The sequence below is a fragment of the Micromonospora sp. SYSU B005 genome (assembly GCF_055362685.1).
Genome location: NZ_JAXCFU010000003.1, coordinates 485,537 through 508,044, shown reverse-complemented (window position 1 = coordinate 508,044; position 22,508 = coordinate 485,537). Strand labels below are relative to the sequence as shown.

At 72.8% G+C, this 22,508-nt stretch carries 21 protein-coding genes; 7 read left to right on the top strand and 14 right to left on the bottom strand.

Features of this window, described 5'->3' with window-relative positions; all coding sequences use genetic code 11:
- Positions 1–121 precede the first annotated feature (121 nt).
- Both SM452_RS11505 and SM452_RS11500 read right to left on the bottom strand, forming a co-directional pair.
- Positions 122–637: a SigE family RNA polymerase sigma factor gene (locus SM452_RS11505; protein WP_463839885.1), complete on the bottom strand. Its 516-nt coding sequence runs from the start codon at positions 635–637 to the stop codon at positions 122–124.
- 92 nt (positions 638–729) lie between these two features.
- Entirely contained in the window at positions 730–1,473 is a 744-nt protein-coding gene (locus SM452_RS11500; protein ID WP_355512116.1) for an alpha/beta fold hydrolase, read from the bottom strand.
- 58 nt (positions 1,474–1,531) lie between these two features.
- Here SM452_RS11500 and SM452_RS11495 point away from each other — a divergent pair, with 58 nt between their 5' ends.
- Positions 1,532–2,488 carry a helix-turn-helix transcriptional regulator gene (locus SM452_RS11495; protein ID WP_262012056.1) on the top strand — a complete coding sequence of 319 codons (957 nt, stop codon included), beginning with the start codon at positions 1,532–1,534 and terminating at the stop codon, positions 2,486–2,488.
- A 142-nt stretch (positions 2,489–2,630) separates the two neighbouring features.
- The gene (locus tag SM452_RS11490) at positions 2,631–3,587 is read left to right on the top strand and encodes a LysR family transcriptional regulator (RefSeq protein WP_463839884.1); all 957 of its coding nucleotides are present in this window, start codon (positions 2,631–2,633) and stop codon (positions 3,585–3,587) included.
- On the opposite strand, the gene SM452_RS11485 is transcribed toward SM452_RS11490, so the two are convergent.
- From SM452_RS11485 to SM452_RS11450, 8 genes are read right to left on the bottom strand one after another with little or no spacing between them, the layout of a single operon-like run.
- Positions 3,512–4,747 carry a vWA domain-containing protein gene (locus SM452_RS11485; protein WP_355512112.1) on the bottom strand — a complete coding sequence of 412 codons (1,236 nt, stop codon included), beginning with the start codon at positions 4,745–4,747 and terminating at the stop codon, positions 3,512–3,514. The genes SM452_RS11490 and SM452_RS11485 overlap by 76 nt on opposite strands.
- Entirely contained in the window at positions 4,744–5,580 is an 837-nt protein-coding gene (locus SM452_RS11480) for an SRPBCC family protein (RefSeq protein ID WP_463839883.1), read from the bottom strand. Before SM452_RS11480 ends, SM452_RS11485 begins: the two co-directional genes overlap by 4 nt.
- Positions 5,577–6,446 carry an AAA family ATPase gene (locus SM452_RS11475; RefSeq protein ID WP_262012060.1) on the bottom strand — a complete coding sequence of 290 codons (870 nt, stop codon included), beginning with the start codon at positions 6,444–6,446 and terminating at the stop codon, positions 5,577–5,579. The genes SM452_RS11480 and SM452_RS11475 overlap by 4 nt, the downstream gene beginning before the upstream one ends.
- A complete protein-coding gene (locus SM452_RS11470; RefSeq protein ID WP_355512108.1) occupies positions 6,443–7,015 on the bottom strand; it encodes a nucleotidyltransferase family protein in 573 nt (190 codons plus the stop codon). Before SM452_RS11470 ends, SM452_RS11475 begins: the two co-directional genes overlap by 4 nt.
- Positions 7,016–7,023: 8 nt before the next feature.
- A complete protein-coding gene (locus SM452_RS11465; protein WP_355512106.1) occupies positions 7,024–7,890 on the bottom strand; it encodes an XdhC family protein in 867 nt (288 codons plus the stop codon).
- An 11-nt stretch (positions 7,891–7,901) separates the two neighbouring features.
- Positions 7,902–10,292, bottom strand: coding sequence for an aerobic carbon-monoxide dehydrogenase large subunit (locus tag SM452_RS11460; protein WP_262012063.1), 2,391 nt, complete (start codon positions 10,290–10,292; stop codon positions 7,902–7,904).
- Positions 10,289–10,837: a (2Fe-2S)-binding protein gene (locus tag SM452_RS11455; protein ID WP_262012064.1), complete on the bottom strand. Its 549-nt coding sequence runs from the start codon at positions 10,835–10,837 to the stop codon at positions 10,289–10,291. The genes SM452_RS11460 and SM452_RS11455 overlap by 4 nt, the downstream gene beginning before the upstream one ends.
- Positions 10,838–10,839: 2 nt before the next feature.
- Positions 10,840–11,712: an FAD binding domain-containing protein gene (locus tag SM452_RS11450; RefSeq protein ID WP_262012065.1), complete on the bottom strand. Its 873-nt coding sequence runs from the start codon at positions 11,710–11,712 to the stop codon at positions 10,840–10,842.
- A 115-nt stretch (positions 11,713–11,827) separates the two neighbouring features.
- Here SM452_RS11450 and SM452_RS11445 point away from each other — a divergent pair, with 115 nt between their 5' ends.
- A complete protein-coding gene (locus tag SM452_RS11445) occupies positions 11,828–12,901 on the top strand; it encodes an XdhC family protein (RefSeq protein ID WP_355512103.1) in 1,074 nt (357 codons plus the stop codon).
- Positions 12,902–12,921: 20 nt separating this feature from the next.
- Here SM452_RS11445 and SM452_RS11440 read toward each other — a convergent pair whose 3' ends face one another.
- The 3 genes from SM452_RS11440 to SM452_RS11430 form a co-directional block, all read right to left on the bottom strand.
- Positions 12,922–14,025 (bottom strand): FUSC family protein, encoded by a 1,104-nt coding sequence (locus SM452_RS11440; protein WP_355512101.1) that lies wholly within the window; start codon positions 14,023–14,025, stop codon positions 12,922–12,924.
- A gap of 148 nt (positions 14,026–14,173) precedes the next feature.
- A complete protein-coding gene (locus tag SM452_RS11435; RefSeq protein WP_463839882.1) occupies positions 14,174–14,812 on the bottom strand; it encodes a response regulator in 639 nt (212 codons plus the stop codon).
- Complete coding sequence (locus SM452_RS11430; RefSeq protein ID WP_463839881.1) at positions 14,809–16,035, bottom strand: sensor histidine kinase; 1,227 nt, start codon at positions 16,033–16,035, stop codon at positions 14,809–14,811. The genes SM452_RS11435 and SM452_RS11430 overlap by 4 nt, the downstream gene beginning before the upstream one ends.
- Positions 16,036–16,206: 171 nt before the next feature.
- On the opposite strand from SM452_RS11430, the gene SM452_RS11425 reads away from it, so the two are divergent.
- The 4 genes from SM452_RS11425 to SM452_RS11410 all read left to right on the top strand — a co-directional run bounded on the left by SM452_RS11425 (position 16,207) and on the right by SM452_RS11410 (position 21,321).
- Positions 16,207–17,298 carry an ABC transporter permease gene (locus tag SM452_RS11425; RefSeq protein ID WP_463839880.1) on the top strand — a complete coding sequence of 364 codons (1,092 nt, stop codon included), beginning with the start codon at positions 16,207–16,209 and terminating at the stop codon, positions 17,296–17,298.
- The gene (locus SM452_RS11420; RefSeq protein WP_355512095.1) at positions 17,295–17,978 is read left to right on the top strand and encodes an ABC transporter ATP-binding protein; all 684 of its coding nucleotides are present in this window, start codon (positions 17,295–17,297) and stop codon (positions 17,976–17,978) included. The genes SM452_RS11425 and SM452_RS11420 overlap by 4 nt, the downstream gene beginning before the upstream one ends.
- Positions 17,979–18,103: 125 nt before the next feature.
- Positions 18,104–18,853, top strand: coding sequence for an ABC transporter ATP-binding protein (locus SM452_RS11415; protein ID WP_463839879.1), 750 nt, complete (start codon positions 18,104–18,106; stop codon positions 18,851–18,853).
- Complete coding sequence (locus SM452_RS11410; RefSeq protein WP_463839878.1) at positions 18,850–21,321, top strand: ABC transporter permease; 2,472 nt, start codon at positions 18,850–18,852, stop codon at positions 21,319–21,321. The genes SM452_RS11415 and SM452_RS11410 overlap by 4 nt, the downstream gene beginning before the upstream one ends.
- A 90-nt stretch (positions 21,322–21,411) precedes the next feature.
- Here SM452_RS11410 and SM452_RS11405 read toward each other — a convergent pair whose 3' ends face one another.
- Positions 21,412–22,506 carry a NaeI family type II restriction endonuclease gene (locus SM452_RS11405; protein WP_463839877.1) on the bottom strand — a complete coding sequence of 365 codons (1,095 nt, stop codon included), beginning with the start codon at positions 22,504–22,506 and terminating at the stop codon, positions 21,412–21,414.
- Positions 22,507–22,508 lie beyond the last annotated feature (2 nt).

The following is a 22,508-nucleotide window of genomic DNA, read 5'->3' as shown; positions in this document are numbered from 1 at the left end:
GCACGACGACGGCGCTGCACGCTGCGCCGCCCGAGGCGGACCAGCCGGGAGGCGGGATCGGTCTCGGCCGGCGTCACGGAGGCGGCCGCGCGGTCGAGCAGTTCGCTGACGTGGGTGGGATTCACGGCGTCTCCTTGGAGGATTCGACGAACAGACCGCTGGCGCGCAGCGCCGCCAGGGCACGGGACGTGCGGCTCTTGACCGTTCCCACCGCGACGCCGAGGGTCTGCGCCACCTCGGTCTCGGAGGCGTCGGCCCAGAACCGCAACACGAGCACCACCCGCTGGTCGGCAGGCAACCGCCGTAGACTGGCGAGCACCTGCACGCTGAGATCCGACTGATCCGCGAACCCACCACGGGACGCGTCCGGCAGCTCCCCGGTCGGCACCTCGTCGCGCCAGCGCCGGCGCCTGGCCCGCATCGCGGCACGGATCATCACCTGCCGCACGTACGCCTCCGGTCGCCCCTCCGGCACGCCCAACCGGTGCCACGACCGGTAGGCCGCGATCAGACCCTCCTGGGCGAGGTCTTCGCCCAGCCGGCCGTCACCGGTCAGCAGCACGCCGAAGCGAACGATCTCGCGGTACCGGCCGGCGACGAATTCCTCGTAGCCGGCGGGTTCCGCTCTGCGAAGCAAGCCCATACCCAATTAAGGGACCTGGACCCGCTCGATGGTTCCCCCGTACCGGTGCCCGGGTGACCTGGGTACGGTCGCCCGGGCACCGCGGGTCATGCCGCCGGCCTGGCTTCGTGCAGGATCCGGGCCAGCTCGGCCGGTCGGCTGAGCATCGGCCAGTGCCATGTCGGCAGTTCCTCGTACCGCCACGAATCGCCGGCCATGTGCCGGCACAGCGGCACGGTGGCGGCCATCTCGCGTGCCTGCTCGGCGGTGAAGCTCGACAGCACGCCGAGGCGGGGCACCTTCTCCCACGCCCCGGTGAGCCGCACCGGGGTGGTGGCGGTCGCCCACGGCTGGGCCACCGACCGCTCACCGAGCAGCGCGACGACCGACTCGTCGACATCCGGCGCTGTCGCCGCCAGTTCGGCCCACGGCGGAGGCGGCAGCCGCCAGCCGTCGCCGTGTTCGGCGACCAGCGCCGCGTTGCGGTCACGCTCCGGGGGCGGGCTGAAGTCCTCGTTCGCCGCCCCGTCGGGCAGCGGGCCGGTGTCGACGAAGACCAGTTGGGCGATGCGGTCGGTCATGCGGTCGGCAACGGCTGTCGTCACGACCGCGCCGGCGTAGCTGTGCCCGACGAGGACCACGTCGTGCAGGTCCTCGTAGCGCAGCAGGTTGACCACGTCGGTGACGTGGACGTCGAGGTCGGTGTCCGGGCGGGCCAGGTGGGCGCGCTCGCCAAGGCCGGTCAGGCTCAGCGGGTACACCTCGTGGCCGTGCGCGCGCAGGGCGGCGGTGACGGGGCGCCAGGCCCATGCGCCGAGCCAGAACCCCGGAACCAGTACGAATGTCGTCATGCGTCACACGCTACGATCAATACCGGACAGGTTCCGCCCGGATTGGAAGTGGGGATTTGTGACCCGGCCGACCGCGCGCGTACTGGCGTTGCTGGAGATCCTCCAAGCCGGCGGCGACTTCACCGTCGCGGACCTGGCCGGTCGGCTGGGCGTCGACGAGCGCACAGTCCGCCGATACGCCGCGCATCTCGCCGACCTGGGCATCCCGGTCGAGGCCCGGCGCGGTCGCTACGGCGGATACCGGCTCGCGCCCGGATACAAGCTGCCGCCGCTCATGCTCACCGACGAGGAGGCGGTCGCCGTCATGCTCGGGCTCGTGGCCGCCGGCCGGGCCGGGCTGGTCACCGCCGAAGGCGCGGCCGCCGAGAGCGCGACCGCGAAGATCCGCCGGGTGCTGCCGGCCGTTCTCGCCCGGCGGATCGATTCGCTGCTGGACACAGTGGACTTCACCGCACGGGTCCGGAAGTCCGCGCCGGCCGGCATCGAGGTGCTGCTGGTGCTCGCGGACGCGGCCCGACATCAGCAACCGGTGAACATCACCTACACGACCTGGCGCGGCGAGTCCGGCGAGCGCCGGCTCGACCCGTACGGGCTGGTCTTCCACGCCGGCCGGTGGTACGTCACCGGCCACGACCACGACCGCCGGGCCGTACGGACGTTCCGGCTCGACCGCATCGGGACCGCCCGCCCCACCCCGGGCAGGTTCGAGATCCCGGCCGGCTTCGATCCCACCACGCAGGTACTCACCGGTCTGGCAGCAGTGCCGTACGCGCACGAGATCTCCGTGGTGCTGCACACCAGCCTGGCGCAGGCGCAGCGACGGATCCCGCCCTCGGTCGGCACGCTCACCGAGGTTCCCGGCGGAGTGCGCCTCACCGCCCGAGCCGAACGGCTCGACGGTGCGGCACAGATGCTCGCCGGGCTCGGCTGGTCGTTCACGATCGACCGTCCGGACGAACTCAAGGACGAGATACGCGCCCTGGCCGCCCGACTGCTCACCGACGCCGACGCCTGATCGGGCCCTCACCCCGCGTACCGGCCGGATCGCTCCGAGGCCCGCTGTCCCTGGCGGCGGGGCGATCGGCGGGGAATGATCGGGGTACACCGCGGGCTGCCCGCAGCAGTCCACGGCGCCGCAGAAGGGCGGGTCGACGCCGATGACTCCGACGCAGCTACGGGCCTACGTCGCTGTCGTCCGGCTGGGGTCCGTCAAGCAGGCCGCCGCGCAGCTGGAGGTCTCCGAGTCGGCGGTCTCGCTGCTCATCGGCCAGCTGCGGCGGGAGTTCGGAGACCAGTTGTTCACCCGGACGGCGGCGGGGCTGGCCTTCACCCCCGGCGGGCTGCGGCTCGCCAGCCGCGCGGCCGAGATGCTGGGCCTGCAGGACCGTACGGTCCTGGAGGTCAGTTCGGCGGCACACGGCCGCCGGATGCTGCGGGTCGCCGCGTCCAGCGAGTTCGCCGAGTACGCCGCGCCGAGACTGATCGAGCTGTTCGCCAGACGCGCCGCCGACCTCGACATCGAGCTGAGCGTCTGCGACCCCGGCTCCTTCGAGTCGCTGCTGGTGACCCGGGCCGCGGACATCGCGATGGGTCCGCTGCCGCCGGTGGCCGATCCGGCGATCTCCTGCCGGCCCATGATGAACTACCGGCTCGTGACTGTCGCCGGCCCGGATCATCCGCTGGCCGGTGTGCCGGCGTCACCGGGGCAGTTGCGCGACCAGACCTGGCTGCTCGGGCCTTCGGCCACCAACACCCTGGGCGCTGTCCCGGCGATGCTGCGCCGGCTCGGCGTACCCGAGGAGCGGCAGCAGATCTTCCAGAGCCACGCGGCGGCGCTGGGTGAGGCCCAGCGCGGCCGGGGGATCGCGCCCGCGCTGTCGTTCACCGTCGCGCCGGACGTCCGGGGCGGCCAGCTCGTGGCGTTGTCCGGGCCGCACGCGACGGCCGAGGCGGTGTGGCATTCGCTGGTACTCGTCACCCCCGGCACTCCGTCCGCGGCAGCCGAGCTGTGCCGCTTCGCGTCGACGCCCCGGGCGATTCAGGCGATGATGCGCGGCGTGGGCGTCGCGGTGAACCGTTTCCGGCCCTCGGTGCACGTGACGCTCTGGAGCTGACCGGCGGCGTCCAGCAGGTCCCGGAACGTCGCGGCCGGCAGGAACCGGTCACAGTAGGGCAGGGCCGCGGCCATGCCCGCCACCAGGGGAGCGAAGCCGAGGGCGCCGGCCCGCGGGTTCAGCCAGACGATCCGGTGGGCGCGGCGGCTCAGCCGTGCCATCACGGCGGCGAGTTCGGCCGGCGGGTCGCTGTCCCAGCCGTCCGAGCCGATCAGCACCACCGCCCCGCGAACCGCTTCGCCGTGCGGGGACGCGAGCAGCGCCCGCAGGTTCGTCGCGATGCGCGTACCCCCGAACCGGTCGGCCACGGCGGCGCCGGCGTGCGCGATCGCCGCGGACGCCGACGTCTGCCGCAGCGCGACGGTGAGCCGGGTGAGCGTCGTGGCGAAGGCGAACACCTCCGCGTCGGTGGTCACCGCGAAGGCCCGCAGCAGGTGCAGGTACGCGTGGGCCTGGGCCCGCATCGACTCGCTGACGTCGCACAGCAGCACGACCCGGCGCGGGCGGCGTAGCTGTCGCTCGCGGACGACCTCGACGGGCTCCCACGCGGTGCGACGGGCCCGGGCGATCGTCGGGCGCAGCGCGACCCGCCGCCCGGCCGGGCCCGCGGCGTGCCGTCTGGTGCGCCGGGACGGCCAGCGCGCGACGGCCTCACGCAGGGCCTCGCCGAGCAGTTCGAGCTGGGCGTCGTCGAGGTCCTCGAACGGCCGGTCGGCGAGCCCGGCGAGGGCGCTGGGCCGTCGCTCGGGCAGCCGCACCCCGGCGTCGGAGGGCTCCGCCTCGGCGACCGGCGCCGGCAGCGTCGCCCACGGCAGCCCGCCACCGTCGCCGGTGTCGTCGGTGGCGGCGGGCACCGGCAGGTGTACGTCGCCACGGGCGGCCGGCGGGGCCGTGGACCGGGTGAGCGGCAGCGGTGGCGCGTCGGCGAAGACAGCGGCGAAGACGCGGTCGAAGGCGGCGAGGTCGGCGTGCCGCCGAACGAAGCTGATCCGGGCGGCCCAGTAGAGCGCGCTCGTCTCCCCGGGCGTCCACACGGCGAGCGCCCGGACGAAGTCACCGGCCTCGGTGAGTCCGGCGTGCACGCCGGCCCGCCGCAACCGGCCGGCGAACGCCGTAGCGAACGCCGCGCGGTCGACGCCGCGCAGCAGACCGTCGCTCACCGGCGGGCGACCCACCAGGCGATCACCCCACCGACGACGACGATCCCGACGAGCACCGGCACGAGGCGCTTGACGACGGCACCACCGGCGATGCCGAGCAGGTCCAGCGTCTCCGGTTCGGTGCCGGCATCCGGTCGACCGGTGGACGCCGAGGCGGCCACGGGGGTGCCGGCCACGGTGGCTCCGGGCGGTGTGGCGGACGAGGGCCCGGCGGGCGGGGCGGTGTCGGGCGCTGCCGCCTCGGCCGCGAGGGTGCGAGCCGCGGAGGCGTCGGGGCCGGTCACGGCGGACGTGGCGCGCTCGGGTGCGGCGGCGACTGCGGGTGCGGGCCCGGATGCGTCAGGCGCGGTGGTCTCGTGCGGGTCGCCGGCCGTGCTGTCGCCGGTCCTCTCGGCCGCCAGCCTCGCCTCGAGGTTGGCGACGAACTGGGCCAGCAGCTTGCTCGACACCTCCTTGATCATGCCGCTGCCGAACTGGGCCAGCCGCCCGGAGATCTTCAGATCGGTGTCCACGCTGACGACTGTGCGTTGCTCGTCCGGCCGCAGGTGGGCGGTGACCAGCGCGGACGCGTTCGCCGCCGACCGCCGGTCGCGGCCCTTCGCCTCGATCACACCCCGGTACCGTTCCTCGTCCTTCTCGACGAAGCGTGCGGTGCCGGCGAACTCGGAGACGACCGGCCCGACCTTGACCTTCACCGTGCCCTGGTGGACGTCGCCGTCGACGCCGGTCAGCCGGGCGCCCGGCAGGCACGGTGCGATGCCCTCCAGGTCGGTGAGGATCGCCCACGCCCGCGCGATCGGGACGTCGACGGTGAACTCGTTGGTGATCTTCATGCCGGCCTCTCCTGGTGTGCGGCGAGCGCGGCGGCGACGGCGGCGCGGTCGTCGGGGGTCTTGGCGATGGTGCCGATGGTCCGGACGACGTCGTCGGCGGCGAGGTCGGCGGCGCCGAGCACTGATAGCGCGGCTACCCAGTCGATGGCCTCGGCCATACCGGGCGCCTTGTCCAGGCCGAGGGCGCGGACGTCGCCGACGAAGGCGGTCGCCGTGCGGATCAGCCCTTCGGTGGCGCCCGGTACCGCCCGCCGGACGATCTCGGTGGCCCGGTCCGGCTCCGGGAACTCGATCCAGTGGTACAGGCAGCGGCGGCGCAGTGCGTCGTGCAGGTCGCGGCTGCGGTTGGAGGTGAGCACCACGACCGGCGGCGTGGTCGCGGTGAACGTGCCCAGCTCGGGGATGGTGATCCCGGACTCGCCGAGGAACTCGAACAGCAGCGCCTCGAACTCGTCGTCGGCCCGGTCGATCTCGTCGATCAGCAGCACCGGCGGGACCGGCCCCGGGTGGCGTACCGCCCGCAGGATCGGCCGTTCCTGCAGGAACTCCGCGGCGAACAGGTCGGCGTCGGTGAGCGAGGCGTGCCGGGCCTCGGCCAGCCGGATGGCGAGCAACTGCCGCTGGTAGTTCCATTCGTACAGCGCCTCGCCGGGGGTCAGGCCCTCGTAGCACTGCAGCCGGATCAGCGTCGTGTCCAGCGCCCGCGCCAGCGCCTTCGCCGCCGCCGTCTTGCCGACACCGGGTTCGCCTTCGAGCAGCAGCGGCTTGCCCAGCTTGAGCGCGAGGAAGACGGCCATCGCCATGCCGTCGTCGGCCAGGTAGTCGACGGCGTCGAGCCGGCGCCGGACGGCCTGCGGATCCTTCACCGCGCCTCGCCCGAGAGCAGCCGCCGGTAGTCCGCGCGGGTGTCCACGTCGATCGGCACCGGCCCGTCCACCGGTACCTCCGTGACCGGGTGCCGGCCGGAGTGCAGCAGCTTCCACACCGCCTTGTCGCCGTGCAGGACACGCAGCTCCGGCAGGACGTCACTGGCGAACCAGAACGGGTGTCCCAGGCCGTCGGCGTACCGGCACACCGCGAGCGGGGTGGTCGCCGCCGCGACCCGGCGTACGTCGGCGGCCCGTACACCCGGTTGGTCGCCGAGCAGGAGCACGAGCCCGTCGGCGCGCGGGTCCACCGCCTGCGTCGCGGCGCGGATCGACGAACCGCAACCAGTGCTGAACTCGGCGTTCTCGACGACCTGGACCCCGGTCAGGTCCACCCGCTCGCGGACCAGGTCGGCGGCGCCGCCGAGGGTCACCAGCAACTGGTCGAAGGCGCACGAGCGGGCCAGGTCGAGGGTGGCGTCGAGCAGCGTCCGCCCGCGGTACGGCAGCAGTTGCTTGGCCTCACCGAGGCGCACCGACGCCCCGGCGGCCAGGACCAGGCCGGTCACGAACACGGTTACGCCGCCACGTGCCGGTCGAGGCAGCCGGGGCAGCAGAACCAGTGGTCGGTGCCGTCGATCCGTACGTGCGGGGTGTCCGGCCCGACCAGGACGGTCATCCCGCACACCGGGTCGACTGCTTGCTGGGGGAGCGCCGCGGGTGGTGCGGGGGAGGAGGCGAGGCCGTCCACCCGCAGCGCCCGCACCACCTCGGCCATGATCGACAGCGCGATCTCCTGCGGTGAGCGCGCCCCGATCTCCAGCCCGGCCGGGGTCCGGACCCGGGCGCGCTCCGCGTCGGACAGTGCCAGTTCGTCGAGCACCGCCGCCCCGCGCTTTCGGCTGGCGACAAGCGCGATGTGCCCCACCCCGGCATCAAGCGCGGCGCGGATGGCGTCCTGCTCGCCCTTGCCGAGGCCGGCCACCACGACCGCTGTCGCGCCGGCGTGGTCGCCGGACGTGGCCACCTCGAAGTCGAGGAAGGCGGCCAGGGTGGCCACCGCCGCGCTGATCGGCGTGTCGCCGACCAGACCCAGCACGGGTACCGGTAGCACCGGGCGCAGGAAGATCTCAAGCGCCCCGCCCGAGTGGCACGGGTTGACCACGACTCGCGCTCCCGGGGTGTCGGGGAAGGCGGGCGCGCCGTCCGGCAGGACCCGCAGCAGCAGCGCGCTGCCGTCCCGCAGGGCGTCCAGGGCGGCCGCCCGCACCGAGTTCTCGGCGCACATCCCGCCGACGAAACCCTCGATGGTGCCGTCCGGCAGGATCACGGCGTCGTCGCCGGGCCGGGCCGACGTCGGATCCTGCGCCCGGACCACTGTGGCGTGCACGAAAGGCGCGCGCGAGACGGTCAGCTCACGCGTACGGCCGGCGATCGTCGTCATGGCCACCTCCCCTAGACCGGCGGGCGGGCGTTGCCGCGCATCGCGTCCCAGACGCGCGACGGCGTCAACGGCATGTCGGCATGCCGTACGCCGAAGGGTTCGAGGGCGTCGACGATCGCATTGACGATCGCCGGCGGCGACCCGACGGTGGCCGACTCGCCCACGCCCTTCGCGCCGATCGGGTGGTGCGGGGACGGGGTGACGGTGAAGCCGGTCTCCCAGTCGGGCACCTCCAGCGCGGTCGGCAGCAGGTAGTCCATGAGCGACGCGCCGAGGCAGTTGCCGTCCTCGTCGAACGCGATCATCTCCATCAGAGCCATGCCGACCCCGTCGGCCAGCCCGCCGTGCACCTGCCCCTCGATGATCATCGGGTTGATCCGGGTGCCGCAGTCGTCGACGGCGATGAACCGCCGCACCTTGACCTGCGCGGTACCGGGGTCGATGTCCACCACGCAGATGTACGCCCCGTGCGGATACGTCAGGTTCGACGGGTTGTAGCAGATCTGCGCCTCCAACCCGCCCTCGATGCCGTCGGGCAGGTCGCCGGCGCCGTGGGCCCGCATCGCGATGTCCTGGATCGTCACGCTCTTTCCCGGGTCGCCCTTGACCCGGAAGGAACCCTTGTCCCACTCCAGGTCGGCGACCGAGACCTCCAGCATGCCGGAGGCGATGATCCGGGCCTTGTCGCGGACCTTGCGGGCGACCAGGGCCGCCGCAGCACCGGAGACGGGTGTCGACCGGCTGCCGTACGTGCCGAGACCGAACGGCGTGTTGTCGGTGTCCCCATGGACCACGTCGATGTCGTCCGGCGGGATGCCGATCTCCTCGGCGACGATCTGCGCGAACGTCGTCTCGTGCCCCTGGCCCTGGGACTGCACGCTGAGCCGGACCACTGCCTTGCCGGTCGGGTGCACGCGCAACTCGCAGCCGTCCGCCATGCCCAGGCCGAGGATGTCCATGTTCTTGCGCGGGCCGGCGCCGACGGCCTCGGTGAAGAACGCGATGCCGATGCCCATCAGCTCGCCCCGGGCCCGCTTCTCCTGCTGCTCCCGCCGCAGGTCGGCGTAGCCGGCCATCTCCATCGCCAGGCGCATGGTCGGCTCGTAGTCGCCGGAGTCGTACACCCAGCCGGTCTTCGTCGTGTAGGGGAACTGCTCCGGCCGGATGAAGTTCTTCAGCCGCAGCTCGGCCGGGTCCATGCCCAGCTCGTCGGCGAGGCAGTCGACGATCCGCTCGACGAGGTAGACGGCCTCGGTGATGCGGAACGAACAGGCGTACGCCACGCCGCCCGGCGCCTTGTTCGTGAAGACCGCCGTCATCTTGCAGTACGCGGCCTCGATGTCGTAGCTGCCGGTGAAGACCCCGAAGAAGCCGGCCGGGTACTTCACCGGCGCGGCGGTGCCGTTGAAGGCGCCGTGGTCGGCGAGGACGTTGGTGCGGATGGCCAGGATCCGGCCGTCGCGGGTCGCCGCGATCTCACCACGCATGATGTAGTCGCGGGCGAATCCGGTGCTGATCAGGTTCTCGAAGCGGTCCTCCATCCACTTCACCGGCTTCCCGGTGACGATCGACGCGACGATCGCGCAGACGTATCCCGGATAGATCGGCACCTTGTTGCCGAAGCCACCGCCGATGTCCGGCGAGATCACCTGGATCTTGTGCTCGGGGATGCCCGCCACCAGGGCGTAGAGGGTGCGATGCGCGTGCGGCGCCTGCGTGGTGGACCAGAGGCGCAGCTTGCCCTCGACGGCGTCGAAGTCGGCGAGCGCCCCGCAGGTCTCCATCGGCGCCGGGTGCACCCGGGGATAGACCAGGTCCTGGCTCACCACGACGTCCGCCCGGGCGAACACCGCCGCGGTGGCCGCCTCGTCGCCTGTCTCCCAGTCGAAGCAGTGGTTGTCGGTCTTGCCTTCGAGGTCGTCGCGGATCACCGGGGCGTCCGGCTCGAGCGCGCGGCGGGCGTCGACGACCGGATCGAGGACGTCGTACTCGACGTCGATCAGCTCCAGCGCGTCCCGCGCCGCGTACCCGTCCTCGGCGACGACGAACGCCACCTCCTGGCCCTGGAAGCGCACCTTGTCGGTGGCGAGCACGGCCTGCACGTCGTTGGAGAGCGTCGGCATCCAGGCCAGACCCTGCTCGGCCAGCATCGCCCCGGTCACCACCGCCTTGACGCCGGGGGATGCCTCGGCGGCGCTCGTGTCGATGCTCAGGATCCGCGCGTGGGCCACCGGCGAGCGGAGGATGGCCAGGTGCAGCATGCCGGGCAGCCGGACGTCGTCGACGAACCGGCCCCGGCCGCGGACGAACCGCGGATCCTCCTTCCGCAGCATGCGGCCGTAGCCCACCGGCTTCTGGTCGTTGTCGTGGAACGTGTCCACGCGCTCGTGCACAGTCGTCATACGACGCTCCCGGCGGGCCGGCCGGCGTTGTCGATCTCGCCGGCTTCGCGTGATTCGGTGGTCTCGGTGACCGCGGCGGCCGCGTTCGCCTCGTGTACGGCGGCCCAGCGCACCGATCGCACGATGGTGGCGTAGCCCGTACAGCGGCAGATCTGACCGGAGATCGCCTCGCGGATCTCCGCCTCGGTCGGGTCCGGGTTGCGGTTCAGCAGCGCGCGAGCAGTCATCATCATCCCGGGCGTGCAGAAGCCGCACTGCAGGCCGTGGCACTGCATGAAACCTTGCTGGACCGGGTCGAGCTCGGCACCCTTCGCCAGGCCCTCGACGGTACGCACCTGGTGGCCGCCGGCCATCGCGGCCAGCACGGTGCACGACTTCACCGGTTCGCCGTCGAGCCAGACGACGCAGGTGCCGCAGTTGCTGGTGTCGCAGCCCGAGTGCGTTCCGGTCAGGCCCAGCACGTCGCGCAGGAAGTGCACAAGCAGCAGGCGGCCCTCGATCTCCCGGGTGACCTCGACGTCGTTGACGGTCATGGTGACCTGCATGCTCAGCTCCTCGCCCGTTCCACGGCCCGGCGCAGGGTCCGTCTGGTCAGCTCGTCGGCCAGGTGCCGCTTGTAGTCCGCGCTGCCCCGCTGGTCGGTGGCCGGATCGCAGCTGCGCGCGGCGATCGCACCGGCCTGCTCGAAGAGGCTCTCGCTGGGTGTCTGCCCGCGCAGCGCCGCGGAGATCTCCGGGATACCGGTGGTGTTCGGGCCCACAGCGGCCAACCCGACCCGAGCGTCGGAGATCACGTCGCCGTCGAGCCAGACCGCGGCGCCGGCCGAGACCACCGCCCAGTCTCCGGCCCGGCGTTCCACCTTCTCGTACGCGCTGCCGCAGCCCGGCCGCACCGGCAGCCGGACCTCGACCAGGATCTCCCCGTCGCCGACGGCCGTCTCGTACGGCCCGACGTGGAACTCCTCCATGGACACCACCCGCTCGGCACCGCCCGGCCCGCGGATCACGCAGCTCGCGTCCAGGGCGGTGCAGACCGCGGACAGGTCCTCCGACGGGTCCGCCTGGCACAGGGAGCCGCCCAGTGTGCCCCGGTTGCGCACCACCGGGTCGGCGATCACCCGTTCGGCGTCGGCGAAGATCGGAAAGGCCGCCGTCAGGGTGGCGGACTCGAGCAGTTCCCGATGCCGGGTCAGCGCACCGATGCGCAGCTCGTCCGGGCCCGCCTCGATGTAGCCGAGCTCGTCGTGGAGATCGTTGATGTCGATGAGATAGTCGAAAGTGGCCAGCCGCAGCTTCATCATCGGCAGCAGGCTGTGCCCGCCGGCGATCAGCCGGGACGTGCTGCCCAGCCGTTCCATCAGGCTGATGGCGTGGTCCACACTGGTGGCTCGTTCGTACTCGAACGGGGCCGGCACCTGCATATCGCACCTCCGGAAGTCGTCAATGTGGTGCCGGTGCCCGCGGAAGTCAACGCCGACCTAAGCAAGTCCTTAGGTCGGCGTTGACGGTCCGCTGCTGCTCACGGATCGTGCGGCAATGCGAGACATCGTCGACGGCTTGACCGCGTGGCGTGCCGCAGACGTCCGGTTCGCCGTAGCGACAGTCGTGCGGACCTGGAAGTCGGCGCCCAGGCCGCCGGGGGCGGCCATGGCGGTGGGCGCCGACGGTGAGGTCGTCGGCAGCATCTCGGGAGGTTGCGTCGAGGGCGCGGTGTACGAGCTCTGCCAGGAGGCCATACGCACCGGCCAGGCACGCACCGAGACGTACGGTGTCGGCGACGACGACGCCTTCGAGGTGGGCCTGACCTGCGGCGGCACCATCGAGGTCCTGGTCCAGCCGGACGTCGTGCTGACCGAGCCGGACGCGGTGCTCGCCGCGATCCGCGCGGGTGCGCCGGTGGCGACGGCGTCGGCCGGGACGGCCCAGATGGTGGTCTGGCCGGACCGGGTGGCCGGCACGCTCGGCGATGCCGACCTGGACCGCGCGGTGGCGCGGCAGGCCGAGGGCATGCTCGCCCTCGGCACCACCGGAACCATCCAGCTGGGTACGCGCGGGCAGCAGCGGTACGACGAGGTGTCCGTGTTCGTCCAGTCGTACCTGCCGCCACCACGGATGATCGTCTTCGGCGCGATCGACTTCGCCGTCGCGGTGGCCCGGATCGGCCGCTTCCTCGGCTATCACGTCACGGTGTGCGACGCCCGTCCCGTGTTCGCCACCCGCAAGCGCTTCCCCGATGCCGACGACCTCGTCGTCCAGTGGCCGCACACGTACCTGGAGTCGACAGCCGTCGACGAGCGGACGGTGCTCTGCGTCCTCACCCACGACCCGAAGTTCGATGTCCCGCTGCTCCAGGTCGCCCTGCGCACCCCGGCCCGCTACATCGGCGCGATGGGCAGCCGCCGTACCCACGCCGACCGGCTGCGCCGCCTGCGCGAGACGGGTGTGGACGAGGCCGCCCTCGCCCGGCTCTCCTCACCGATCGGACTCGACCTGGGGGCGCGGACGCCGGAGGAGACCGCCGTGGCGATCGCCGCCGAGTTCGTCGCCCTGGCCGCGGGAGGGTCCGGCCGCCGGCTGACGGAACTGGACACCCCGATCCACCATCGCTGACCGAGCCGGCGGCATGCTCGTCACCCCCGGGTCAGGCCGAGCGCCTCGTCGACCCGGTCCAGCACCGTCACGTCGTCGTGGCCGACCCCGCGCAGCAGGTCGATCGCGGTCGCCCGGATCTGGCCGACGATCATGGTGACCGGCAGCGGCGGATCGGTCCGCAGCAGGCCCGCGGCGATCCGGACCGCCTCCAGCGCCGCCGCGTCGGCCCGCTGCGCGTGCCGGTCGGCGTCGGCGCCGGTGAGGTCGTGGGCCATGGCCTCACCAGCCGACCGTACGGCGGAGGTCAGCGCGCCGATCGCGGCGGCCAGCTCCGGCGGCGTGGCGGTGTGCCGGCGGGTCAGGGTCGCGCCGGCCCGGGCCAGCACGCGGATGTTGCGGGCGGCGTAGTCGAGCTGCCGCAGTGTGGCCTCCACGTCGGCGAGCTTGCCCAGATGCCGGCGGCGCAGTCCCAGCCGCAGCGTCTCGCCGGTGGCGAGCACCGCGGCCTGCATCTCGGCGACGCAGTCGTCCACCTGCCGTGCCCGGTCCAGCGCGGCGCGGGCGGCGTCCTCGTCGCAGCCGCGTAGCGCCGCGTTGACCTGGTCGAGCAGGTCGGCCAGGTCGGTGTAGCTGCGCCGGGCCTGGGCCACCAGTGGTGCCAGCGGGTCACGGGCGGCCATCAGCTGGCTGGCGGCAAGCGCCACGGCGCCGCCGATGAGCGCGTCGACGAAGCGGAACGGCATTAGCGTCCCGTTCGGCGCGGAGACCACGACCAGGTACATGGCCGAGACGGTGGCCTGCACGACCAGGGCACGGCGGGCCCCGATCACCACGAGCGTCGTGGTGGTCAGCAGCAGCACCAGCAGGACCGTCTCGGTGCCCGGGCCCAGCGCGTACACCAGCAGCTCGGCGACGAGCACGGCGGCTGCCACGGCGAGCAGGATCTCGACGGTCTGCCGCAGCCGTCGCCCGCGGGACTCGCCGAGCACGACGAGCGCGGCGGTCGGTGCGAAGAACGGGTCCGGGTGACGGATCACCAGCGCCGCCACGATCCAGGCGACCACAGCGGCGGCGGTCAGCTCGACCACCGTCATCCCGTCGCTGCGCAACCGCCCGGCGGCGTCGCGTACCCAGGTTCGCACCGGTCGTCCCCCTCTCGCCGGGCGGACCGGGACCGGCCGCCGATCGATCTTCCGCGAGGAGGCCCACTACCCCGGCCGTGACCTGCTCAATCGCTGAGCCGGCAGCCGGCGTGGCCGACGCACCGTGACGACCCGCACCTGCCCGGGGTCAGCGGCGGATGAGGCCGAGTTCGGTGGCGGTGGCGACGGCGGCGGTACGCGACTCGACACCGAGCTTGGCGTAGATGCGGGCCAGGTGGGATTTGACGGTGCCCTCGGTCAGGTGGAGGCGGGTGCCGATGCTGTGGTTCGACAGACCGTCGGCGACCAGGGCGAGTACCTCGGTCTCCCGCCGGGTCAGGGTGGTGCCCGGCGTACGCAGGCGGTTCATCAGCCGGTTCGCGACGGTGGGCGCCAGCGTGGTGCGCCCGGCGGCGGCGGTGCGGACGGCGGCGGCCAGGTCCTCGGGTGGGGCGTCCTTGAGGAGGTAGCCGGTGGCGCCGGCCTCGATGGCGGGCAGGGTGTCGGCGTCGGAGTCGTACGTGGTGACGATCAGCACACGCGGCGCCTCCGGGCGGGCGGTGATCCGGGCGGTGGCTTCGGCGCCGCCCATGCCCTTGCCGAACTGCAGGTCCATCAGCACGACGTCGATGTCGCCTGCGGCGGCGCGGGTGACGGCCTCCTCGGCGGTGGCGGCTTCGGCTACGACGACCAGGCCGGGTTCGGTTTCCAGCACGGCGCGCAGTCCGGCCCGTACGACCGGGTGGTCGTCGGCCAGGAGGAGGCGGACGGGGACGTCGTCGGTCACGGGCGGCCCTCGGGCTCGGTGCTGGTGGGCGGGGTGAGGGGAAGCTCGGCGGTCACGGCGGTGCCCTGGCCGGGCGCGGACGCGACGGCCAGGGTGCCGCCGAGGGCGGCCATGCGGGCGCGCATGGCCGCCAGGCCGAAGCCGCCGCCGTCGACGTCGACGTCGGGGACGGGCGTCTGTTCCGGGTCGAAGCCGCGCCCGTCGTCGACGACGTGAAGGACGATGCGGTCGCCGAGATAGCTGAGGGTGACCTCGACCGTGGTGGCTTGGGCGTGGCGGACCGTGTTCGCGACTGTGGACTGGGCGATACGCAGGAGCGCCACCTCCTGGGCGGTCGGCAGCGACACGGGGTCGCCGATCAGGTGGAAGCGGGCGGTGAGGCGGTGGCGGGCGCTGGTCGTGGTGCACAGGCGTTCCAGGGCGCCCGCCAGGGTGGTGCCTTCCAGGGCGGGCGGGGTGAGTGCGGCGACGAAGCGTCGGGCCTCGGCGAGGTTGTCCACGGCGACCTGGCGGGCCGCGTCGACGTGACCGGCGGCGGCGTCGGGCCGGCCGGGCAGTGCGCGCTCGGCGGCGCGCAGCAGCAGTTGGATGCTGGACAGGCCCTGAGCGAGGGTGTCGTGGATCTCGCGGGCCAGACGCTCGCGTTCGGCGAGTACGCCGGCGGTGTGCTCGGCCCGGGCCAGGTCGGCCCGGGTGGCGGTGAGTTCCTCGATCAGCTGCCTGCGCTGTTCGCTCTCCCGATACAGGGCCTGGTATCCCCACACCACCCCGACGGCGACGGCGGCACCGAGCGCGGGACCGATCACCACGGCCGGGGTGAAGGAGCCGGTGTGGGCGGCGAACCCGGCGACGGCCGCCACGGCGGTTGCGATCACGGCGGCCAGGCCGGCGCGGCGCGGCAGCAGGTGGAGCTGGAGGAAGTACAGCGGGAACGCCACCCAGATCGCGTCGGGGGACAGGCCCAGCAACACCAGCCACACGGCCCCGACGGCGGCCAGCCACCAGGCGGCGGCCCGCCGCGAACGCCGGATGCGGGGAAGGAGCGGCCCGATGGCGTACGCCAGACCGCACGCCACCGCCACGGCCACGATCGACCCGGCGTGCGGCCGGTCGTCGGCCACCGCCCGGCCCGCGGCGAGGACGAGCAGGCCGACGATCAGCAGGTGCAGGCACCAGGCCAGGGCTCGGGTGGTCGGGGTCAGGGCAGGGGCAGCGGTGCTCACAGTGCGTCCCACGTTACCGACGCCGGCGCCCCGAGGGCCTCAATCGAAAGTTAGAACCCGGGCGCCGTCCTTCGGCCCGCGAAGTGCCGCCCTACGCCAGACGCGGACACGGGCGCCGGCCGCGATGGTGGAGTCGTACCGCTTCCACCGCCGAAAGGACAGGCCACTGCCGTGTTCGTCGCCTGGAGAGACCTGAAGTTCGCCAAGGGACGCTTCGCCCTGATGGGGACCGTCATCGTGCTGATCACCCTGCTGGTCGGGCTGCTGTCCGGGCTGACGGCCGGACTGGGCCGGCAGAACATCTCCGCCATCACCGACCTGCCCGTCGACAGGATCGCCTTCCAGGCGCCCGGCGAGGGCCAGGACGTGTCGTACTCCAACTCCACGGTCACCGAGAAGCAGTGGCGGCAGTGGGCCGAGGCCCCCGGCGTCACCGGCGCCGAACCGCTGGGCATCACCACGACCAGGGCCACCGCCGGAAACAGGAGCGCCGGGGTCTCCGCCTTCGGCGTCCAGCCCGGCTCCCGCCTGGCCCCCGACAGCGGCCGGATCGACGACCGCTCGGCAGTGCTGTCCACCAAGGCCGCCGACGACCTCGGGGTGCAGGCCGGCGACCCCGTCACCCTGGCCGGGCAGCGACTCACGGTGGCTGCCGTACGCGGCGACGCCTCCTTCAGCCATACGCCCGTGGTGTGGATCAGCCTGGGCGTGTGGCAGAGGAGCGCGCCTCCCACCGGCACCGGTGACGGCGGCCCGACGGCCACCGTCGTCGCCCTGACCACCACCTCCGACGCCGATCCGGGGGCCACCGACCGGCAGGCGGGCACGAAGACGGTCTCGGTCTCCGACTCGCTGTCCGCGATCGGCTCCTACACCTCCGAGAACGGCTCCCTGCAGCTGATGCGCGGCTTCCTGTTCGCCATCTCCGCCCTCGTCATCGGGGCCTTCTTCACCGTCTGGACCATCCAGCGCAGCGGCGACGTCGCAGTGCTCAAGGCACTCGGCGCCCCCACCGCCAACCTTCTCAAGGACGCCCTCGGACAGGCCGTCGTGCTGCTCACCGGCGGCACCCTGCTCGGCACCGGCATCGCCGCCGCCCTCGGCGCCCTCGTCGCCGGGTCCACGGTGCCGTTCCTCCTCACCCCGGTGACCGTGCTCCTTCCCGCGGCCGTGATAGTCGTCCTCGGCGCCCTCGGCGCCGCTCTGGCCATCCGCCGCATCACCTCCGTCGACCCGCTGACCGCCCTGGGGAGCGCCCGATGAGCCTGAACCTGACCGACATCACCCTCACCTACCCCGACGGCGAGGGCCGCCTGACCGCCCTCGACCGCGTCACCCTTGACGTACCCAAGGGCAGCCTGACCGCCGTGATCGGCCCCTCCGGCTCCGGCAAGTCCAGCCTCCTCGCGGTCGCCGCGACCCTCATCACGCCCGACTCCGGCACCGTCACCATCGACGGCACCCCCACCACCGGATTGACGCGGAGCGAACTCGCCGACCTGCGCCGCCACAAGATCGGCATCGTCTTCCAGCAGCCCAACCTGCTGCCCTCCCTCACCGCCGCCGAGCAACTCCAGGTGATGGCCCAGATCGACGGCCGCCCACCGGCCGGAGCCCGTACCCGCGCCGTGGAACTCCTCGACGCGGTCGGCCTCGCCGGCCAGGCCGACCGCCGGCCGCACCAGCTCTCCGGCGGCCAGCGCCAGCGCGTCAACATCGCCCGCGCCCTGATGAACGACCCCACCGTCCTGCTCGTCGACGAACCCACCAGCGCCCTCGACCACGAACGCGGCGCCGCCGTCATCGACCTGATCACCCGTCTCACCCACCAGCAGAGCACCGCCACCGTCCTGGTCACCCACGACCGCACGCACCTCACCGCCGTCGACCAGATCGCCGAGGTCCACGACGGCCGCCTCCACCTTCCGGCGCCGGCCCGCTGAGGCGGTGGTGGTAGTGCCTGCTGTACCCGGACTGGGCAGCCCGCTGGATGGTCGCTGTTCCCCCAGCTCAATAGCGTTTCTGGTGCGCGCAGTTGCTGCCGATGACACGGAGAGAGGCCACCAGAATGGGACAGACCGTCGAGCCGGCGGTACGCGTCGAACAACTCACCCGCGTATACGGCACCGGCCGCAACCAGGTGACCGCGCTCGCGGGCGTCGATGTCGGCTTCGGCCGGGGCACCTTCACCGCGGTGATGGGGCCCTCGGGCTCCGGCAAGAGCACGCTGCTGCAGATCGCGGCCGGGCTCGACCGCCCCACGAACGGCCGGGTGGTCGTCGGCGGCACCGACCTGTCCGGGCTGTCCGAGACGCGCCTGACCGAGCTGCGTCGTACCCGGATCGGGTTCGTCTTCCAGGCGTTCAACCTGATCGGCGCGCTCACCGTCGAGGAGAACATCGTGCTGCCCCTGCGCCTGGCCGGCGTCCGCCCGGACCGGGCCTGGCTGACCCACGTGGTCGAGCGGGTCGGCCTCGCCGATCGGCTGCACCACCGGCCGGCGGCGCTGTCCGGCGGTCAGCAGCAGCGGGTGGCTATCGCCCGGGCGCTTGCCACCCGCCCCGAGGTGATCTTCTCGGACGAGCCCACCGGCGCCCTCGACTCGAGGACCGCGGCGGAGGTGCTGGCGCTGTTGCGCGCGGTCGTGGACGAACACGGGCAGACGGTGGTGATGGTGACCCACGATCCGATCGCCGCGTCGTACGCGGATCGGGTGCTGGTGCTGGCCGACGGTGCGATGGTCGCGGACCTCCCGCAGCTCGGCGCCGTCCGGATCGCCGAGCACCTGGCGTCGCTGGACGGGCGGGTCCTCCGATGACCGGCCTCGCCGCCCGCCTGCTGCGGCACCGCACCGGCCCCGCCGCCGCGACCCTGCTGGCCCTGATCGTCGGCGTGCTGATCCTGGTGGCGATGGGCACGCTCGTCGAATCAGGGCTGCGGTTCCGCCCGGAGCCGCGGCTCTGGGCGAGCGCCGACGTGGTCGTCGCCAACCGCACGATCAGCCACACGTTCCGGGAGTTCGACGGCGAGACCACCACGAGCACCGTGACGCTGCCCGAGGGCGGCACTGTGGACGCCGACCTGGTGGACCGGATCCGCCGGGTGCCGGGCGTCACCGCAGTCACCGGTGACGACCGGGTGCTGATCGGCTCACCCGCCGCCGTGGGACACGGCTGGGACACGTACGTCTTCACCGGTCGTCCCCTCACCGCCGGCGCCGCACCGCAGAACGACGGCGAGGTGGTGGCCGACACCCGGCTCGGGGTGGCACCCGGCGACCGCATCGAGCTGGTCGTCGGCGGGATCGGCCGGTCGTACCGGGTGAGCGGGACCGCCGATACCGGTTCGGCCGAGGTGTTCTTCACCGACGCGCAGGCCGCGCGCCTGTCCGCCCACCCGGGCCGGGTGGACGCGATCGGCGTACGGATGGCGCCCGGCGCCGACCTCGGCGCGGTGCGCGAGATCGCGACGGCGGCCGGCGCCACGACGTACGCCGGGAAGGACCGCGGGAACGCCGAGCAGTCGGCGAACCTGGCCGCCCGGAGTCTGCTGGTCAGTGCCGGGTCGGCCTTCGGCGGGTACGTCGTCCTGCTGATCGTGTTCGTGGTGGCCGGCACCATCGGGCTGTCCGTCCGGCACCGACGGCGTGATCTGGCGTTGCTGCGCGCGGTCGCCGCCACACCGGGGCAGGTACGCCGCATGCTGGTCGCCGAGGCCGCGGTGCTCGCCCTGGCCGGCTCCGCGATCGGCGGCCCGGCCGGCCTGCTGGCCGCCCGCTGGGTGCACGGCGAACTGGTCGGGCGGGGGTTCGTGCCGGCCGGCTTCCCGATGGCGGGCGGTCTGTTCGCGGTGCCGGCCGCCATCGGTACGGCGGTCCTCGTCGCGGTGGTCGCCGCACTGATCGCCGCACGCCGGGTCACCGCCATCAAGCCGATCGAGGCGCTCGGTGAGATCGCCGTCGAACCTCGGCGCAGCGGCCCGGTACGGCTGATCGCCGGCGTGCTGACGCTGATGGCGGCCGGCAGCTCGGGGGCGTTCACGCTCGGCGCCGCCGGGTCGGCCGGGGCGCTGGCCGGCGCGGTCGGCATGCTCTACCTGTTCGTCATCGCGGTGGCGCTGCTCGCACCGCACATCAACGCGTACGCGGCACGCCTGCTCACACCGGTGCTGCCGCGCATCTGGCGGGCCGGCGGCTACCTGGCCGCAGCCAATCTGCGGGCGAACGCGCAGGGCATGGCGACCGTCCTGACCGCCCTCGTGCTGTCCGTCGGGTTCGGCGGCTCGGTCTGGTTCCTGCAGGACAACCTGGAACGGCAGACCGCCACGCAGAGCAGCGCGGGAACCCTCGCCGAGCGGGTGCTCACCGCTCCGGGCGGACTGCCGGCGGACGCGGCGCGGGAGATCCGCGAGCTGGCCGGGGTGCAGGCAGCCACCGGGGTACGCCGCACCCAGGTCGTGGTGCGGGCGCTCGGCGGCATCGAGCCGGTCGGCGCGCAATCAGTCGACCCGGCGGGTGTCACGTCGACGATGGACCTCGCTGTGCGCAAGGGCACCCTGGCCGACCTGCGCGCCGGCACCGTCGCCCTGTCCACCATGCAGGCGTCCTCGTCCGGCTGGGACGTCGGCGACAAGGCGGACCTCTGGCTGGGCGACGGCACCCCGGTCACGTTGGACGTCATCGCGATCTACGACCGTGGCCTCGGCTTCGGCGACGTCACGCTGGCCGCCGGGACGGTCGCCGGGCACACGGCGGGGAACACCGTCGACGAGGTGCTGGTCCGCGGCGGCCCGGACGCCGGCACCGCGCTGGCCACGTGGGCGGCGGCACGGCCCGGCACCGAGATTCTCGACGCCGCGACCCGTACGCGCCTGCTCGGCACCGATCTGGCGCTCGGCGCCTGGCTGAACCGGCTGCTGATCGGCGTGATGGTCGGGTACGCGGCGCTGGCGGCGGCCACCACGATGGTGATGGCGGCACTGGCCCGCCGCCGCGAGCTGGCGTTGCTGCAACTGGTCGGGGTCACCCGGCGTCAGATTCGCGGGATGGTCCGGGCCGAACAGGCCGGGCTGCTCGGCACCGCGGTGCTGATCGGCGCGACGATCGCGGTGCTGACGCTGAGCGCGATCGTCAACGGACTGACCGGCAGCCCGATCCCGTACGTGCCGCCGCTCGGGTGGGCGGCGGTGCTCGGCGGTACGGCACTGCTGGCGTTGGTGAGCACGGTGTGGCCCGTCCGGCGGCTGCTCAGCGCTCCGCCGATCGACAACATCGGCCTGAAGGAGTAGGAGCGGTGTCACCGTCCATCGGCGTCCGACGGCCGATGCCACCCGTGAGTGCCTGGCATCGATATCACAACGGCCCGGGAGACAGCGCGCTCATCCGTCGGCGCCGCCCTGGCTGGGCAGCGTGGGTGCCGGCACGATCGGGTCCTTCGGCCGTGCACGGCGCCACAGCGAGCCCTCGATCTCGGTGTGTGGTTCCTCATCGCCGGGCTGCCAGGGGTGTAGTCGGGTGCTGACGAACCTGCCCAGTGTGGGCACCGGGAGGTGGAGCTGTGCAGCCATCCGTGGGTGAGGCTGATAGTGGCCGAATATCACGATGCCTTCGGGCCGGAGTATGCGGCGGGCATCCCGAACTCGTTTGGCGCTGTCGACCTGCTGAGCGGCGGTGAATACCGTCGCTCGGTTGATCAGCTCGCCGGTCATCTCTCTGAACAGGTTCGTGACCGCAGTCTGGCCGTGTGTGGCGTAGGCGATGAGTTCGAGCTTCCTCGGATCGGTGATGTGTAGCAGGGTGTTCTTGACCAGATCCGCGCCGCCGTGGACCCAGAGGATGCGGTCTCGGCCTCGATCGTTCAATCGGCGTTTGCCGTCGCGCTGCCTGCCCAGCGGACGAAGCACATCCTCGCTGATGCGGATCAGGCCTGACGCCCAGCGGGCGGTGTACTCGTTGGCCCAGACCAGTAGCGCGACCTTGTCTCCTCGGCTGTACATCTCCGGCGGGATCTCCCAGTCGTACAGGTTCAGGGACCACTTGCAGTCCACCTCGACGCCGGCGATCCGATAGTCGAGGTCCTGCCCGTCGTCGAACCGGAACTCTCTCTGCAGCCAGATTTCGACGAGAGTGCCGACGTGCGTCTTCTCCGTCTTCAGGAGCTGCGTGTAATCCCACCGCCCGGTTCGCTGGCCGTCGTAGATCTGGTCGAGCGCCTCCCGGATGGCATAGCCCGTACGGACGCCGTAGGGGTCGATCGATCGCATCACCGAATGGACCGCCCAGATCTCAGAGTCCTCGGCGGGCGTGGGTGGTCGGGCGTCGGTGCGGAACGACGACGGTTCGGTCGCCATCCGTGGCCTTCCCGAGGTCAGGGGCCGGATCGGCAGGACCCTGGAGCGCTGAACCTGCAGGGTGCGCGGAAGTGCGGCCCATACTTCATCGTCTTCGAACAGCTCGCCCTGGACGATCGACACGT